The sequence below is a fragment of the Bacillus sp. TH50 genome, from assembly GCF_016650565.1.
Taxonomy (GTDB): Bacteria; Bacillota; Bacilli; order Bacillales; family Bacillaceae_G; genus Bacillus_A; species Bacillus_A mycoides.
In genome coordinates this window covers 2,501,867-2,519,272 of the sequence record NZ_JAEKFM010000003.1, presented here as the reverse complement: position 1 = coordinate 2,519,272, position 17,406 = coordinate 2,501,867, and the positions used below count along the sequence as shown (strand labels likewise).

14 protein-coding genes, 1 pseudogene and 1 other annotated feature are annotated in these 17,406 nt (G+C 35.2%); of the genes and pseudogenes, 8 read left to right on the top strand and 7 right to left on the bottom strand.

The features are described from left to right. Positions 1–311: 311 nt before the first annotated feature. The 7 genes and pseudogenes from JFU23_RS13200 (at position 312) to JFU23_RS13170 (ending at position 6,386) form a co-directional block, all read left to right on the top strand. Positions 312–809 carry a cation:proton antiporter regulatory subunit gene (locus tag JFU23_RS13200; protein ID WP_078175888.1) on the top strand — a complete coding sequence of 166 codons (498 nt, stop codon included), beginning with the start codon at positions 312–314 and terminating at the stop codon, positions 807–809. Beyond that, positions 810–2,009, top strand: coding sequence for a cation:proton antiporter (locus tag JFU23_RS13195; protein WP_000380227.1), 1,200 nt, complete (start codon positions 810–812; stop codon positions 2,007–2,009). Positions 2,010–2,090: 81 nt separating this feature from the next. After that, positions 2,091–2,670 (top strand): annotated as a pseudogene (gene uptA / locus JFU23_RS13190) (undecaprenyl phosphate transporter UptA). A gap of 149 nt (positions 2,671–2,819) precedes the next feature. Continuing rightward, a complete protein-coding gene (locus JFU23_RS13185; protein ID WP_002015986.1) occupies positions 2,820–3,254 on the top strand; it encodes a DUF3920 family protein in 435 nt (144 codons plus the stop codon). 113 nt (positions 3,255–3,367) lie between these two features. Beyond that, positions 3,368–3,778 carry a MarR family winged helix-turn-helix transcriptional regulator gene (locus JFU23_RS13180; protein WP_002129828.1) on the top strand — a complete coding sequence of 137 codons (411 nt, stop codon included), beginning with the start codon at positions 3,368–3,370 and terminating at the stop codon, positions 3,776–3,778. Positions 3,779–3,828: 50 nt separating this feature from the next. After that, a complete protein-coding gene (locus tag JFU23_RS13175; protein WP_201032048.1) occupies positions 3,829–4,527 on the top strand; it encodes a pirin family protein in 699 nt (232 codons plus the stop codon). A gap of 209 nt (positions 4,528–4,736) precedes the next feature. Next, on the top strand, positions 4,737–6,386 hold the full coding sequence (locus tag JFU23_RS13170; RefSeq protein ID WP_201032047.1) for a M4 family metallopeptidase: 1,650 nt from the start codon (positions 4,737–4,739) through the stop codon (positions 6,384–6,386). Positions 6,387–6,430: 44 nt separating this feature from the next. Here JFU23_RS13170 and JFU23_RS13165 read toward each other — a convergent pair whose 3' ends face one another. From JFU23_RS13165 to JFU23_RS13150, 4 genes are all read right to left on the bottom strand, one after another. Continuing rightward, positions 6,431–6,748: a metal-sulfur cluster assembly factor gene (locus JFU23_RS13165; RefSeq protein WP_000082522.1), complete on the bottom strand. Its 318-nt coding sequence runs from the start codon at positions 6,746–6,748 to the stop codon at positions 6,431–6,433. A 120-nt stretch (positions 6,749–6,868) separates the two neighbouring features. After that, positions 6,869–8,560 carry a methyl-accepting chemotaxis protein gene (locus JFU23_RS13160; protein ID WP_201032046.1) on the bottom strand — a complete coding sequence of 564 codons (1,692 nt, stop codon included), beginning with the start codon at positions 8,558–8,560 and terminating at the stop codon, positions 6,869–6,871. Between the two features lie 228 nt (positions 8,561–8,788). Continuing rightward, entirely contained in the window at positions 8,789–10,483 is a 1,695-nt protein-coding gene (locus JFU23_RS13155; RefSeq protein ID WP_201032045.1) for a methyl-accepting chemotaxis protein, read from the bottom strand. A 415-nt stretch (positions 10,484–10,898) separates the two neighbouring features. Next, positions 10,899–11,717 carry a class I SAM-dependent methyltransferase gene (locus JFU23_RS13150; RefSeq protein ID WP_201032044.1) on the bottom strand — a complete coding sequence of 273 codons (819 nt, stop codon included), beginning with the start codon at positions 11,715–11,717 and terminating at the stop codon, positions 10,899–10,901. A gap of 113 nt (positions 11,718–11,830) precedes the next feature. Beyond that, positions 11,831–12,101 (top strand) — a binding site (T-box leader). A gap of 50 nt (positions 12,102–12,151) precedes the next feature. Here JFU23_RS13150 and metG point away from each other — a divergent pair. Further along, the gene (metG, locus tag JFU23_RS13145) at positions 12,152–13,786 is read left to right on the top strand and encodes a methionine--tRNA ligase (protein WP_201032043.1); all 1,635 of its coding nucleotides are present in this window, start codon (positions 12,152–12,154) and stop codon (positions 13,784–13,786) included. A gap of 195 nt (positions 13,787–13,981) precedes the next feature. Here metG and JFU23_RS13140 read toward each other — a convergent pair whose 3' ends face one another. From JFU23_RS13140 to JFU23_RS13130, 3 genes are all read right to left on the bottom strand, one after another. Continuing rightward, on the bottom strand, positions 13,982–14,884 hold the full coding sequence (locus JFU23_RS13140) for an EamA family transporter (RefSeq protein WP_002015976.1): 903 nt from the start codon (positions 14,882–14,884) through the stop codon (positions 13,982–13,984). Between the two features lie 138 nt (positions 14,885–15,022). Next, positions 15,023–16,462, bottom strand: a complete 1,440-nt coding sequence (locus JFU23_RS13135) for a sensor histidine kinase (protein WP_137059841.1) — start codon at positions 16,460–16,462, stop codon at positions 15,023–15,025. Further along, entirely contained in the window at positions 16,440–17,105 is a 666-nt protein-coding gene (locus JFU23_RS13130; RefSeq protein WP_000148832.1) for a response regulator transcription factor, read from the bottom strand. The genes JFU23_RS13135 and JFU23_RS13130 overlap by 23 nt, the downstream gene beginning before the upstream one ends. Positions 17,106–17,406: the final 301 nt, after the last annotated feature.

Here is a 17,406-nt window from a genome sequence, read left to right as displayed (position 1 = left end):
TGTTATGATTATGTTACATCGTAATATTTTTAGAATTATTTACATTTTAAAAAACTAAATTTAAAGCGAAAAAGAGGGGATAATTTGAAAGAAGAATCTTTATTGAAAGTAAGTCTTAAGAGTTTGAAAATAAGAAGTAATTTATTTTTTATCATTACATCTTTAAGTATCTTTTTAGGAGCCACTTATTATTACAATAAAAGATTTCCAAGTCATAGGTATCCTGAATGGTTAGAATTTCTAAAATTGATTGGATGAACAAAAGACAAAAAACAGAAAATTAAAATAAAGAAGTTATGGAGGAGCTAAATATGAATATTAGAGAAAGTGAACTTCCGGGTATTGGTTATAAATTTCAAATCGTTACGAAAGGTAACGAAAAGATGGTGATTGTCATTCATGATGATGGGCGTAGAGAAATGTATCATTTTGATTCAAATCATGAAGAAAGCATCTCAAGTATTTCATTACGTGACTCAGAGGCGAGACAAATTGCAGCAATATTAGGTGGAATGGTATACAAACCTAGAGCATTAGAAAATGTTGAGATGGTCTTTGAAGGTTTAGCAATTGAGTGGTTTAAAGTGGAGAATGCAGCTCCGGCAATCGGAAAAACAATTGGCGACCTTGAAATAAGAAAAACATATAGCGTAACGATAATTGCAGTTATGAAAAAGAATATGAAAAAGCTATTTAATCCAGGTCCAGACACGGTGATTGAAGAAGGAGATATGCTTGTAGTTTCTGGTGAGAGAGAAGAAATTAAAAAGATTATTAATGAATTACTTTCGAATAGGGGGACTGACTAGATGGATACTTTAATTTTTGAAGTTGGTACAGCTTTAGTTTTAGTAGCAATTGCGGCAGTAATCGCTGGAAAGTTTAAATTCTCAGTAATTCCTTTTCTAATTGTTCTTGGTATGCTAGTAGGTCCGCACGCGCCGACAATAGGTGTTATCGATCTCAAATTTATTGAAAGTGCAAGTGTGATATCCTTCCTTGGAAGGATTGGTGTTCTGTTCCTTCTTTTCTATCTGGGATTAGAGTTTTCGATGAAAAAATTAATTAAATCTGGACGTTCTATCGCGATTGGCGGAACAATCTATATTTTGATTAACTTTTCACTAGGATTATTATACGGATTTATAATGGGGTTCCCGTTACTCGAAATCTTAATTATTGCGGGTATTATTACGATTTCTTCTAGTGCTATCGTTGCAAAGGTATTAGTTGATTTAAGAAGAACTGGTAATAATGAAACCGAATTAATTTTAGGAATTATTATGTTTGAAGATATATTCCTTGCTGTATATTTATCAGTAGTTTCTGGCTTAGTTCTTGGGGATCACGCTTCCTTCTTAGGTGCCCTTACTTCAATTGGAATTGCTTTAGGATATATGCTTCTATTCTTTATTGTAGCTAGAAAAGCAACGCCGTTATTAAATAGATTGCTCAATATTAGTTCAGATGAAATCTTTATTATTGTGGTATTTGCTTCGTTGTTCTTTATTGCAGGTTTCTCAGAAACAATTCACGTTGCAGAAGCAATCGGGGCACTTCTTTTAGGGTTAGTTTTCTCTGAGACAGAGCATAGTGATCGAATTGAACATCTTGTTGTTCCATTTAGAGACTTCTTCGGAGCTATTTTCTTCTTCAGTTTCGGATTAAGTATCGATCCGTTTTCATTAGGCGGGGCGATATGGTTAACGTTAGGTGCTGTCCTTCTTACAATCGTCGGAAACTTTGTTGCAGGGATGATTGCAGGAAGACAAGCTGGATTATCTCATAAAGCATCAACAAATATTGGATTAACAATCGTTTCAAGAGGAGAATTCTCCATCATTATGGCTAATATCGGCATCGCCGGTGGTTTAATGTCAGTACTGAAACCATTCTCAGCACTATACGTGCTTATACTATCGATCTTAGGTCCACTTCTGACGAAAGAGTCAAAGAATGTATATAAATTTTTAAATAAAATCTTTAAGTGGGATACGAAGACTAGATAAATTTTGAAAAAATAAAAGTACAAGATATTTACTGCTTGTACTTTTATTTTTTGCAATGAAAACAGTAAAGAGAGGTAAATGATGTTAGGAGAGTTGATTCATTCAGTTTTAGTTTTTCTAGAAGGACTTGGTTATTGGGGAATTATGCTGGGATTAATGCTAGAGGTTATCCCAAGTGAAATCGTATTATCTTATGCAGGTTATTTAGTATCAACAGGAAGCACTACATTTTGGGGGGCTGTCGCGTTCGGTACAATTGGTGGTGTAATCGCACAACTATTCATTTATTGGATCGGTCGATACGGAGGAAGACCTGTTCTTGAGCGATATGGAAAATATATTTTGATTCAGAAGAAACATATTGATTATGCTGAAGCGTGGTTTAATCGTTACGGAACTGGTGTTATTTTTACAGCGCGTTTTATTCCTGTTGTTGCGTCATGCTATTTCGATACCAGCGGGTATTGCGAAAATGTCACATGCTAAGTTTATTACGCTAACTACACTAGCTGTTATTCCATGGTCAATTGTATTTGTATATTTAGGTTTTAAATTAGGAACAGAGTGGGAAAGTATTAATAAAGTAGCTGGGCCATATGTGAAATACTTTGCACTTGCTGCTATTGTTTGTGCAATTGGTTATTTTATATTAAAAAAATGATGAAAAAAAATGATTACGGAAAAAGAATCTATGCTGATATAGATTCTTTTTTATTGTCATTTTTTAAAGGATGAAAGTGTATGTTTAATATTTACCATATTGTGGCATATATATAAGAAAAGGGAGTTTAGGAAGGGGATTATTGAGAAATGGAACTCCAGTTTCAAAATGTATATCAACAAGTTGAGAATTGGTATGTGTTGGATTCGGAGCTTCCTTGGGATGTCAAAAAGTTAAGAAATGATTTGTTTTCTCTTATTGAAGTAAGTGCAACGCCAGTTATTTTTTGTGATACGTGTGATGCGAATCATGTACTTTTATCATTAGGAGAAGAAGAAGAGGAGTTTTTATTCCCAGTAGGTGGTTTTTATCATAAAGAAAAACAATTAATTTTCGTTTGTATGTGGGAAGAGTATGAGCAAGTGCTCAAAACGCTATTGCATGAATTCAGGCATGCGATGCAGCATAAGGACGATGTACTATATGTTGGAAATGAACTATACGAAGAAAGATGGATCGAGAAAGATGCGAGGCATTTCGCGGAGAGGAAGCTAGATGAATATAAAAATAGAAATTTAATCTGAAGCATAGTGGAGGAAAATCACTGTGCTTTTATTTATTGCTAATTAAAAATAAGTAGTTGACCTTTAATAAGTATAGTTCTAAACTAATAGTATCAAATGAGCGAGGTGATGGAATGAAAGCAGGGGAAAGACTTGGAGTACTATTATGGTTTCGTTTATCACGCTTTTATAATAGAAGTATTCGTGAGACGAATCAGCATTTGAAAAAGTGGAATGTATCTGCCGCTCAGTTTGATGTATTAGTTCAAATTGGAGGAAACGATCGTTTAACGCAGCAAGAACTTGGAAATAAGTTGTTTGTTACGAAAGGAAATGTTACTCAACTTTTAAATAAGATGGAGCAACTAGATTGGATTCAGCGTGAACAAGAAGGTACTACGAAATATATTTCATTAACAGAAAAGGGAAAGGTTCTATATGAAGAAATAGTCCCGCCGCAAGAAACATTTCAAGCAGAGCAATTTGATAAGTTAAATAGAGAAGAACAAAAACAATTATTAGAATTACTGAAGAAGTTGCAGTGATAAAATTAAAAATAATTATCTCGATTTCGAGATAATATGAGGTGAAGGATATGTTTAGAAAAGTTGATCATAAAAATATGGGAAGAGCAAATCACGGTTGGTTAAATACACATTTTCATTTTTCCTTTGCAAATTATTATAATCCAAACAACATGAATTTTGGAGCAGTACGTGTTATGAATGATGATTTAATAGCGCCACAAACTGGTTTTGATATGCATCCGCACCGTGATATGGAGATTATCTCTTACGTTATAGATGGTGAATTAACACATGAAGATAGTATGGGGAACCGCGGGACAATTGAGCGTGGGCATGTTCAATATATGAGTGCAGGTACTGGTGTATTTCACAGTGAGCATAACTTAGGAAGTGAAACATTACGTTTATTGCAAATTTGGATTTTACCAGACCGCGACGGTCATAAACCAAACTATGGTGAGTTTAAATTTGATTGGAGTAAACGTGAAAATGAGTGGTTCCATATGGTATCTCCTTCTGATGGAGATGCACCAATTCATATTCACCAAGCTGCAAATTTATATTCTTTATCATTAGAAGCTGGTAAAGAAATTCATTTTCCTGTTAAAGAAGGACGTCAATTGTACCTTGTACAAATTGAAGGTAGCAGCATTGTAAACGGTGAAACACTTGTAATGCGTGATGCAGCGGAGGCTGTAGAAGAAGATATTCGCATTCAAGCGAAAGAGAAGTCTCACTATTTAGCAATTGAAATGAAAATGCAATAAAGTGAGGCTTTAATCAGTGGTGGCTTTCCAGCATATAAATAGCGGAATGAAAAGTTATAGGAAAGAGGAGATCGTTTTTCGATGTCCTCTTTTTGGTGAGTTTAATTATCAGAAAAAACTTTCTCAATTTTTGAAAGCAGGTATCGGAAAGAATATTCAGAATATTTATAAAGGTGTTAAAAACTTTTAGGGAAATGGGGAGTGTTAGATTGAAAAAGCAAGTAATTTCATCAGCATTAGCATTAACTGTTATCGCAAGTGGGTTTGGGGCATTTGGAGCAACTACGACGAAAGCAGAAGAGCAAAAAATCCAGTATCACCAAGAGTTTAAAACACCAGCTTACATAGGTGAAGAATGGAAAGCGCCGGAAGGACTAGATAAAAAAGAGACGGTCTTTCAATATTTAGAGAGTAAAAAGGATATGTTTAAACTAGCTGGAAATATTGACAAACATTTCAATATCGTTGGTGAAGAAAAAGATGCTGATTCTGGTACAACACACGTGAAGTTAGTTGAGAAGCATAATAACATTCCTGTGTATGGTTCAGATCAAACAGTTACGCTTGATAAAGAGAATAATGTAAAAGCATTTTTCGGACAAGTTATTCCGAATTTAGATAATAAAAATATTCCTGCATCTGCAAGTATTAGTGCGGAACAAGCAGAAACGATTGCAAAAGCTAATATTGAGAAAGAAATTGGTAAAGTAAAGAATTATGATGGTGTGAAAAAAGATTTATATGTGTATGAAAAAGATGGTCAATACTATCTTGCATATCTTGTAAAAGCGTCGGTTTCGAAACCAGCTCCAGGATATTGGCATTACTTTGTTGATGCAACGAATGGAAATGTGATTGAGAAATATAACGCTGTAGATCACATTACAGGATTTGGTTACGGAGTATTAGGCGCTAGACAATCATTTGAAATTGCTCAAGATGAGAAAACAGGAGCGTTCAACTTGTTTGATGGTAAACGAGGACAAGGTGTTCATACATTTGATGCAGAAAATATGGATGAAAACTTGTTTAACTTATTCTCACAATGGCTTGGATACACAGGAGAAGAAGTTGAGAGTAAATCTAAGTTCTTCGAAGATAAAGCAGCGGTTGATGCGCATGTGAATGCAGGAAAAGTATATGATTATTATAAAAAGACATTTAACCGTGACTCTTTCGATGATAAAGGTGCGAAACTTATTTCTACTGTTCACGTAGGTGAATCTTGGAATAACGCAGCTTGGAATGGTGTGCAAATGATGTATGGTGATGGAGATGGTAAGACATTTATTCCATTATCAGCTGGCCTAGATGTTATCGGTCACGAATTAACGCATGCTGTAACTGAAAATACAGCAAACCTTGTTTATAAAGATGAGTCAGGTGCGTTAAATGAATCGTTATCTGACATTATGGGTGTAATGGTAGAGAAGAAGAGCTGGGATTTAGGTGCTGATATTTATACACCTGGTAAACCTGGTGATGCGCTTCGTTCACTGAAGGATCCAGCATCTATTCCAAACCCATTAAAACCAGGTGAAGGTTACCCAGATCACTATAATAAACGTTATACTGGAACAGCTGATAATGGCGGCGTTCATATTAACAGTAGTATTAACAATAAAGCGGCGTATTTAGTGTCTGAGGGCGGCACGCATTACAATGTGAAAGTAACTGGAGTGGGCCGTGAAGCAACAGAAAAAATTTACTATCGTGCTCTTACAAAATATTTAACTGCAAACTCTGATTTCAAAATGATGCGCCAAGCTGCACTTCAATCAGCAGAAGATTTATTCGGTAAAAACTCTAAAGAGGTACAAGCTGTAACGAAAGCTTATGACGCTGTAGGAGTAAAATAATAAGAGAAAAAAGACCTGACTGGATTGTCAGGTCTTTTCCTTATTTAATCACGAATACCTAGTGCGATTTTCGCCATACGCGACATACGTTCTTTCGTCCATGGCGGATTCCATACAACGTTTACTTCTATTTCATTTACTTCAGGTACGTTCGTTGATAATACTTTTTTAACGTCTGATACGATTTGGCCAGCCATTGGACAACCGATAGAAGTCATCGTCATTGTAATGACAGCATTATTATTTTCATCTGCTGTAACGTCATAAACTAATCCAAGATTGATAATATCAACACCTAGCTCAGGGTCAATAACAGCTTCTAAGTTTGCATATAACTTTTCTTCAAATGCTTGTTGTGACATGTGTAGCACCCCCAAAATATTAATGATATCGATTCTCATTATAACGGATATGCGGGATAAGTGCAGGAAATGAGCTCAAAAAAATATTCCTCCCTGAGAGAGGAATATTTTTTTGAAAAGCTATTCAGTTTTAAAATGAGATACAAGCTGATCTAATTCTTCAACTGTTTGTTTCATTTGTTTTGCAGTGAGAGTCATTTCATTCATCACGATGACTTTCTGTTCAGCAGATTGTGCCGTTGTGGCTGTTTCACTAGATACTTCATTTGAAATAGAAGCGATGTTATTAAGTGAAGCGTTCATTTCTTCAGCGCTTGCAGCCATTTCTTCAGCAGTTGCTGATATGTCTTGCATTTGAGTTGATACTTTATTTACTTGTTCAACAATTGTTGTGAAAGAAGTACCAGCCGCACGAACGACAGTAATGCCTTCAAATGCTTCAGAGCGGCCTTGAGACATCATAGAGCTAGCAGTTTCCGTATCATTTTGAATTTGATGAAGCAATTGGTTAATATCTTTTGCCGCTGTTTTTGATTGTTCCGCAAGTTTACGAACTTCATCAGCTACGACAGCAAATCCTTTTCCTTGTTCACCAGCACGAGCCGCTTCAATAGAAGCATTTAAAGCAAGTAGATTCGTTTGCTCAGCGATATTAGAAATAGATTGTACAGCCGTATCAATATATTTCGTATGGGTGATTAGACGTTCGACTACTTCTGATGTAGCATTTACAGCTTCATGTATCGTTGTCATTTGTGAAACAGATTTTTGGATAACAGTACTTCCGTCGTTAGCGTGTTCAGATGTAGCTACAGCAAGTTCGGCTACAGATGAAGCAGATTCAGCGATACGCTGAACACTTATTGCCATATCATCCATCGCAGTCGAGCTTTCTTCCATACTAGAAGTTTGCGATTGAATACTTGAATTTAAGTTGGACATCGAGCTTTGAACTCTTATTGTTGCCTCGCGTGAGGTATTAGTCTTTTCTAGCATATTTTCAGAAGCTGTTTGTACTTCTACAGATGTTTTTTGAACACGATTAATGATGTGCTGCAAGTTTTCTAACATTTTATTAAATGATGTGGCAATAGCACCGATTTCATCATTGCTATTTACTTGTAGACGGGCTGTTAAGTCGCCTTCTTGAGAGGCCAATTCTTTTAGTTTAGTATCAATTTGTTGAATTGGTTTTACAAGCTTACCAGAGAACCACCATGCAAGAATAATTGCAGTTACAATACAAATAACAAGTGATAAGAAGACAACATATTCAATTCGTAGTGAAGATTGATCGATTTTTTCAATAGATTGTTCACGTAATTTAGCTTGTTCATTAGTGTAATTTGTGAAATCACCGATTACTTTATAAACAGTGCCATTCTCTGTAGAAGCTACTTGTAAAGCTTCTTCCCATTTTTGTTCTTTTGCAAGAGTGAATACTTTCTCTTCAATGAACTTTCTCCAAGTGGATCCTAATTCCATTGTGCTTTTCACGGACTGAGAAGTGTTAGGGTTAGAAAGAAGTTGCTCTTTTGTATCTTCAAGACGTTTACTCATCTCATTAAACTTGTCTAATTCGACTTGATCATGTTGTAGTAAATAACCTCTTAAAGCAGAAAGTTGTACTTGATAAGCGTCTCCGCGCTCTTTCAATTCTGTTGCAAGAGGAGAAATTTCTTTTTGTAATGTTTCAGCTTTATGAGACTGATCCATGGTAAAGAATAAAATAAAAGCTAAGGCGATGCCGAATAAAGCGCAAATCATTCCCATCATGAACATTAGTTTTTTTCGAATGCTAATAAAATTCATATGATAAAAATCCTCCTTGTAAAATCTTAGTATTAGAATTAATTAATTAATGTAAAAAATTGAAAGAAAGCTTTACTCCATCTGGAATAAAGCTTTCTTCTTTCCTTTAGGAATTATAGCAGACAGAATGGGAGATAGAAAGAGATATTTTAGCGTGAAAAAAGAGAGACTCTAAATCGCTCTTTCTAACAATTTAGAGTTCGTAGAAGTATAAATGAAATTTTCATTTTAACCATTTGTTTTGAAATGAGAAACGAGCACTTCAAGTTCTTGCACAATTGTTTTCATTTCTGATGATTTTTTAGCAACGACACTCATTTTGTTTACTTGGTCACCAGCTGAAGCTGCTGTTTTCGATGTTTCGGCAGCAACTTCATTTGAAATAGAAGCGATATTATTTAAAGCTGCATTCATTTCTTCAGAACTTGCGGCCATTTCTTCAGCAGTTGCAGACATTTCTTGTATTTGTGTAGAGAAATTGTTAATGTGATTAACAATTTCTGAGAATGAAGATCCAGCGGTACGAATGACTGTAATTCCTTCAGAAGCTTCTGACTGACCTTGTGTCATCATGTCATTTGCTATTTTTGTGTCCGCTTGAATTTGATGAAGTAAATGGTTAATGTCATTTGCTGCTAGCTGAGATTGTTCAGCAAGTTTCCGTACTTCATCGGCAACAACAGCGAATCCTTTTCCATGTTCACCAGCACGGGCCGCTTCAATAGAAGCATTTAAAGCGAGCAAATTCGTCTGCTCGGCAATATTAGAAATAGATTGAAGTGCAGTATCAATATGATTCGTATGTGTAATGAGTCGCTCTACCACTTGTGATGTAGCGTTAACAGCTTCGTTAATTGTATGCATTTGTGTAATAGATTTTTCAATGACTTTATTTCCATCATCTGCTTTTTCAGAAGTTGTAACAGCTAGGCTAGCGGCAGAAGAGGCAGCTTGTGCAATACGCTGAACACTCGTTGCCATATCATCCATTGCGGTTGAACTTTCTTCAATGCTAGAAACTTGTGAACGAATATTGTGCTCAAGAGCATTCATAGTCTCTTTAGTTTTTGCGGTATTTTCCATAGAAGCAGTTGTTTCGATAAACACATTTTCAGAAGCTTCTTTTACACTTGTTGATGTTTGTTGAACTTGCTTTATTATACGCTGTAAGTTAGCAAGCATTTGATTAAAGGAATTTGCGATGTCACCAATTTCATCTTTACTCGTTACGTGTAATCTAGCGGTTAAATCGCCATCTTGAGAAGCTAATTCTTTTAACTTCGCATCAATTTGTCGAATCGGTTTAACGAGTTTACCAGAGAACCACCATGCCAATAGAATAGACGTTAATGTACATGTAATGAGTGAGAAGAAAATAATATATTGAATAAGGGATGAAGAAGACTCTACGTCAGCAATTAATACGTCCCGTTTGTCATTTTCTTCATTTGCATATTTAGTAAAACGACTTAAAAGATCATTTACATAATCTGTTTGAGCAAGAGCAATTTTGGATGCTTCCTCCCATTTTCCTTCCCGTGCAAGGGGGAGGACTTCATTATCTACGACGCTGCGCCATTTTGCTCCCATTAAAATGGCCTCTTTCATTCCTTCTGAGAGTTTTTTATCACTTGTTACTTTCTCCCTAGTATCAGCTAGTTTTTTTCCTTCCCGGTTGAATTTATCCAATCCTTTTTGGTCATGTGATAGTAAATATTCTTGTAAACCAGCGACCTGCGCTTGGAACCAATCGCCACGTTCTTTTAAAATCGTTGCTCTTTTCGATACATCATTCTTTAATGTTTCGATTTCACTTGCTTGATTCATAGCGAATGAAAGAATAACAATAAGAGCAATGCTAAATAAGGAAGAAATGCTTAAGAGTGTGAACAGTAGTTTTTTTCGAATGCTAACATATTTCATTGTTACCCCTACCTTTTTTAAAAAACTATTTATTGTAATTTATAAATATCAAGAACGAAATTAATAAAAACATGATTAAGAAGTTATTAATCTGTTCAATGAAAATTATAGCAGATAATGGAATATGGCAGATTAATGTGAGTAAATGTTCTTAAAATGTATACATTTGTATATCAAAAAATTCATAAATAAAAATCAGAAATGGTATTGTAATTTGAAATAACATCCTGTATACTTCTAATTAGTTGATAACGATTATCACTATCAATTAAACATTACTCTTCGTTATGTTGGTCATACCCCTTTTTGACGACGTAAGTCAGAGACGAATGTTGAAATATCTTGTGTCCTATTCTACAGAATTATGGTAATCTCCAACCTCAACTTATATGCGTAAGCATGCAAAAAAAGGGTCCTATCCGTGAAGGGATCCTTTTTTGCATGTTGTCGCAATTAATGTATATAGACCGGGTATACGCTCTTCAATTCCCTCTGGTGCAGTAGAAGGGAAAACCCACTTTTGATGAGATCCGTGTTCTTCAATCAATTTTTCAACCTTGAAATTTGTTTCTGCCATTGATGTAATTATTTCTCCTAGTGTCCAGCGCCTAATTTTTGTTCTCGGTAAAGCGTATTTCTGTGATCCCGTAAGGAGAGTACTATAAGCTACGTCATCTTCAATAAGTTCCTCGTCGAAATAATTTCCATTTTCTCGAAATGATGGATGATCTACTCCTAATAATTTTGTATAAACGGGATGATAGTCACGTAGTATAAAGGTCCCATCTTGTTTTAGTAAGTGAGAGACTATATGAAAGAGTGGCTTTAAGTCTAAAAAGTAATGGAGCACGCCAAGTTCCAGTAACACGATATCAAATGATTGGGATAGATTTAAATCTAGTACATCGGAAATGATATATTGAATAGAGACACCAGCAGCTTCGGCTAGTTCGGTTGCGTATTTTTCATTACTTGCTGAAATGTCTACAACTGTTACATCGGCTCCTAAAAGAGCAAGAGCAACTGCTTTATTTCCTTTTGATCCGAGTAAATTAATAATACGCTTTCCTTTTGGAGATTGTATGTAAGGTAAATAATGATTTACCTCGCGCACGGGATCTTCCATGAGCTTTTTCGCATAATCCTCTGGCGCCCCGTGGCGATTTGTCCAAGCTTCATAAGCAGCTGCGTTCCAGCTTTTTTCATTAATAGTACTTAGTTGTTTTTGATTCAATTTTATCACTCCTTTTGTGAACGTATAGTTATTCGGTGAATGAGTAGGATTTCCTGTTTTTTTGAATAAAAGTTTGATTTTTCTGTTGTTAAGTCGTAAAATACATTTTATACATAAAAGCGTTGAAAAGGAAAAGTAGAATGGAACCATTCTTTCCAGAGAGCTTCGGTAGCTGAGAAGAAGCAAGAATATTCGTTTGAACAATGGCCTTTGAGCTTCGTCCTGAACTTATCAAATGATAATAGTAGGCGGCGACGAGAGTTGGTACTCGTTATCAAAACCACAGTATAAGAGCATATAGCTCCGTACTTGTTAAGGTTAGTTATGCGAATGACTGACGAAATAAGGTGGTACCGCGACTGTTTATACAGCCCCGCCCTTATCTTTTTTAAGATAAGGGCGGGGCTTTTTATATTTTAAAGGAGGAATATAAGATGAGTATTTTTATTGGAGGCGCTTGGCCGTATGCAAATGGTTCGTTACACCTTGGACACATTGCTAGTTTGTTACCAGGAGATATTTTAGCACGTTATTACAGGGCAAAAGGTGAGCATGTGTTGTATGTTTCAGGAAGTGATTGTAATGGAACACCGATTGCAATTAGAGCAAAGCAAGAAGGTGTGACGGTGAAAGAAATTGCTGATAAGTATCACGAAGAGTTTGAGCGATGTTTTCGTAGCCTTGGTTTTACTTATGATTGCTATACACGTACAGATAGTGAGCATCATCATGAAACTGTTCAAAAAGTCTTTTTGCGACTATTAGAAGAAGGTTATATTTATAAAAAAGTAGTTGAACAAGCTTATTGCGAAACGTGTACGCAATTTTTACCGGATCGATATGTAGAAGGTATTTGTCCGCATTGTCATGAAGCAGCAAGGGGCGATCAATGCGATGATTGTTCCGCTATTTTAGATCCACTCGATTTGTTAGAAAAGAAATGTAAGTTATGTGGTAGTACGCCATCAGTACAGGAAACAGAGCATTTCTATTTTGCATTGCATAAATTTCAGCAGCAAATTAAAGAGGCCGTAGAAATTGCAAAGCAGAAAGGAACATGGCGCGACAATGCAATTCAATTAACAGAGAGATATTTAAAGGAAGGATTACAAGATAGGGCAGTGTCACGTGATTTACCAATTGGGGTACCAATTCTGGTGGCAGGATATGAAGATAAGAAAATTTACGTATGGATTGAAGCAGTGACAGGATATTATTCGGCGAGTAAAAATTGGGCTGAAGAAACAGGGAAAGATGATCAAGAGTTTTGGGATAAAGAAGCGAAAACATATTATGTACATGGTAAGGATAATATTCCGTTTCATTCAATCATTTGGCCAGCGGTATTACTTGGAATAGGAGAAGAAGCGATCCCGCGTCATATCGTTTCGAATGAGTATTTAACAGTAGAAAAAAGAAAATTATCGACAAGTAAAAACTGGGCAGTATGGGTACCTGATATATTGGAACGCTACAATCCCGATTCTATTCGTTACTTTTTAACAGTTAACGCACCAGAAAATCGTGATACTGATTTTTCATGGCGTGAATTCATTTACAGTCATAATAGTGAATTGTTAGGTGCATACGGGAACTTTGTGAACCGGACATTAAAGTTTATTGAAAAATATTATGGTGGTACTGTACCGAAGGGAAGTATTGATGTAGAGCTGAAAGATAAAGTAGAAGGATTATATAAAAGTGTAGGAGAGGCGATTGAACAAGCTAAATTTAAGGTGGCACTAGAAACAATATTTGATGCAGTACGCTTTGCAAATAAATACTTTGATGAAAAGCAGCCCTGGAAACAAAGAGAAGACGACCCAGTTTCATGTGAGGAAACAATTTATAATTGTGTTTACCTAATAGCAAACTTTGCACAATTGCTTGAACCATTTTTACCGTTTTCAAGTGAAAGAGTTAGAAATACATTATCGAGTGTTAAAGTAAATTGGGAACCTCAAAATACGTTGCCAAACCGAATTGATAATGTGCAGCCATTATTTGAGCGAATCGATGTAAAACAAATTGAACATGAGGTAGAGAAGTTATATGGAGCGGTAAAGTGAAATATAAGGAAAAGACCTTTCAAATAAATGAAAGGTCTTTTGTTATGCTGTATAACCCTCTTTCTTATCTTTCAAAAAGAAAAGCACAGCAAGGATTACGAGAATAATAGCCGCAATATCATATGTTATTTTGAAGGTAGTAATAAAGTTTAACATATCGTAACTTTATTCACATTTATATACAAGTTGATGTTGTCACGCACTATGAACACGATTATGTTTTTTTTCTTTCCTAGCAGTAAGTAGTTGTGGTGTGAAAATACCGAGTAATATAACCACAATCCCAATCCACTGCATTGGCGATACAACTTCATGAACAAGTGTAATAGAAGCGATAATTGCTGTTGGTAATTCAGCTGCACCTAATATTGTACCAAGTCCCGTTCCGACTTTTGGTACCCCAATTGAAAAACAAATGACAGGTATAATAACCCCGAACAGTCCCAGGAAGAAAGCATATTTCCATAGACCTGCTTGTAAAGCGCCGTCCGTTAAAAAGGTAGGGGGGAAAAATAAGCATACAATAAGAGTAGCACTCGTTGTCATAAGAAAGCTTTTCGTATAAGGCGGAACATCTGTAGCAACGCGCCCGCTTACAAATACATAGAATGAGAAAGAGACGGCAGCTAATAGTCCGAAAATAATACCTTTCGTAGAAAAGTTTTGTCCAAGACCTTCAAATACTCCACCAGCAAACAATGTACCAGTAAATAAAATAATAATAGATATAACTTTCTCACGGCTTGGGAATGTCCGGTTGGCAATCGCTTCGATGACTACACCAATCCAAGTGAACTGAAAGAGTAAAACGACAGCGATAGAGGCTGGCAATTCTTCTACGGAAATAGCATAGAAAATACCTGTCATACTCATAGTTGTGCCGACTGTTAGTAACGAAAAGAATTGTTTTTTTGATACTTTATGACGTGAAAAGAAAAGAACGAGTAAAAGTAGTCCAATCCATCCGAAGACATATTGCCCTCCTAGTAGTTGGTGTGCGGAAAATCCGTCGATGAATCCGAGTTTAAAAATAGTTGAAAGTACGCCGTAGCTACAAGCGCCGAATAAAACTAGTAATGAATACTTAAACTTCTCCATAAAAATCCTCCTTTTAAATAATAAAAAACGCCCGCTATCCAAATAAGGATAACGGGCGAACGAAACAGAGTAAGATACTCTACAAAATTCCGCCATTCATACGAAGTATGAATTTGGGGTATGAAATTAGAGTAGGCTTTACATTGCTTTTGGGAATACAATGGAGCATTTTACACCTTGAGGTGTGTTTTGTATTCCATAAGGAAACTGATGTTTATCTAATATTTGTTTTACAATATATAACCCAAGACCACTACCTTGTACTAAGCCATGTTTGTCAGGATTTGCGCGATAGAATGGTTCAAATAAATGGGCAAGTTTATCTTCATCAATTTGAGAACCTGTATTTAATACTTCTAATGCGTAACCGTTTGGCTTTTCATAAAGTTTTATATATACATGCTGATGGTCAATTGTATAATGAATTGCATTTGAAATAATGTTAAAAATAGCAGTTTGCATAAATTTAGGATCAGCTAAAATTTGTGCATCTTGTTTAATGTTAGATTGAACATTTAATTGTTTTACAGATACAAAATAATCTACTTTCTTTATAACGTCCTCAATAATATTAGTTAATGAGATAACTTTTAAATTTGGTTTAAATTGAGGGTTTTGTATTTTGGATAATTCTGACACTTTTTCCGTTAATATGTTAATATCTTGCATCATCTCATATGAACGTTTTAAATATTTATCTCTATCTTTATAAGCGCCAATTCCGTGAATCATGCCATCGAGTTGTCCCATAACGGCTGCGATTGGTGTTTTTAATTCATGGGATATCATAGACATAAATTCTTTACGAGATTGTTCTAACTGTTGTTCCTTCTTGAGTTCATTTCTTAAATCTTGATTGCTTTCATGTAAATTTTTCACGATAGTAGGTACTTGTGAGGCAGCTACTTGCAAATTAAAATCTGTTTGATCTGTATTTTTGTTAAGTAGCTTTTTATCTGAGAAATCAAGATTCATAATATCTTTTAAAGCATCGCTCATATATCGGAAAGGTTTGGCGATTATTTTTGCGTAGATTAAAGATCCAAGCAGAGATAATGCAAGCATTGTCGCCCCAATATGTGGAGCTAACTGCTGCAACACATCTGTTAACTTTGGATTATCATGTGTATCATTTGCTTTACTTGCTGCATTTTGTGTATGTAAGGCATCATTGTTAGTAACTTGCTTTTCCGCTTCTGTAAGTGAAGACGTTGTGTTACTTTTCCCCGGAATATTTTGTGCATGTTCTTTTGCTTTTGCAGTTTGGCTAGGCTGCAAAAGATGATTGATGGCTGTAGAGAGTGTTTTCATCTCTATTTGAGAAGATTGAAAATTAGAGATGCTACTCTCTGACACAGCTTTATTTTGCTTTGTTTTACTTTGGTCGTTTTGTTTGTCTGATTCCGCTTGTTCCGCAGTTTGCGTTCCAGAAGCTTTCAAACGATCTTTATCGTAATTTGAGGCTAGAAAATAAATAATTTGATAAAGACAAAGTGATAACAGAATACAAAATAATAAGGTTTTGATGAATATATTTTTGGTGATGTTGTCTTTGCTACGATTCGATTTTGTAGCCAATGCCTTTCACCGTTTTAATATAAGGAATTTCTAATTTTTTTCGTAAGTTTTTAATATGTGTATCTATAACCCTCACATCACCATAATGTTCATAGCCCCATACCTTATTCAACAAATCACTTCTTGATAGTACTTTTCCCCGATTTTGCAGTAAAGTATATATAATTTCAAATTCTTTTGTAGTCAATTCAATTTGATTACCATGAACATAAGCGGCATATGCTGTAGAATTTAACATCAATTCATGGAATTGTAGTATAGTTGCAGCTTCTGCTTCCTTTGTTGCTGCCCTTCTTAATACAGCTTCTACACGTTTTATAAATACGGTGTAATGGAACGGTTTTGTAATATAGTCATCAATACCTAACTCAAATCCTTTAATTTCACTTTCTTCATTATGTAAGCCTGTTAACATAATGATTGGTACATCAGATTGTCCTCGCATAATTTTACAAATACTATAGCCATCTATATCTGGTAACATTACATCGAGGAGGACAAGATCGTATGAATTTTTTTGGAAAAGAAGAATGCCTTCTGTTCCAGCACCAACTACATCAACAGTAAAGTTTTGTGCCATTAGAAATTCACGAATAAGTTCTTGTATATCTGGGTTGTCTTCAATCACCAGTATATGCGTCATAGTAACACCTCCTAAATAACGCTTTTTACTGCAATATTCGAATTCATCATTTTTTGGATGACTCAGATTGTTTATACATATAATAAGCCCCCGCTATAAAATAGTAATGAAAGTAGCAAGGGGGATTGTTTAGTGTCACTGAATAGTTCAGAATTACAGTAGTTCTATTATAGTATGTATTGTAAAATTTATAAAATATTATAACTGTATAATTTTAATATCCATGTTTATCAATGTTACGATGATGTTGAATGCAATCTATTTTTATTATATATGTAAATACAGTTATTTTGCTACTGTA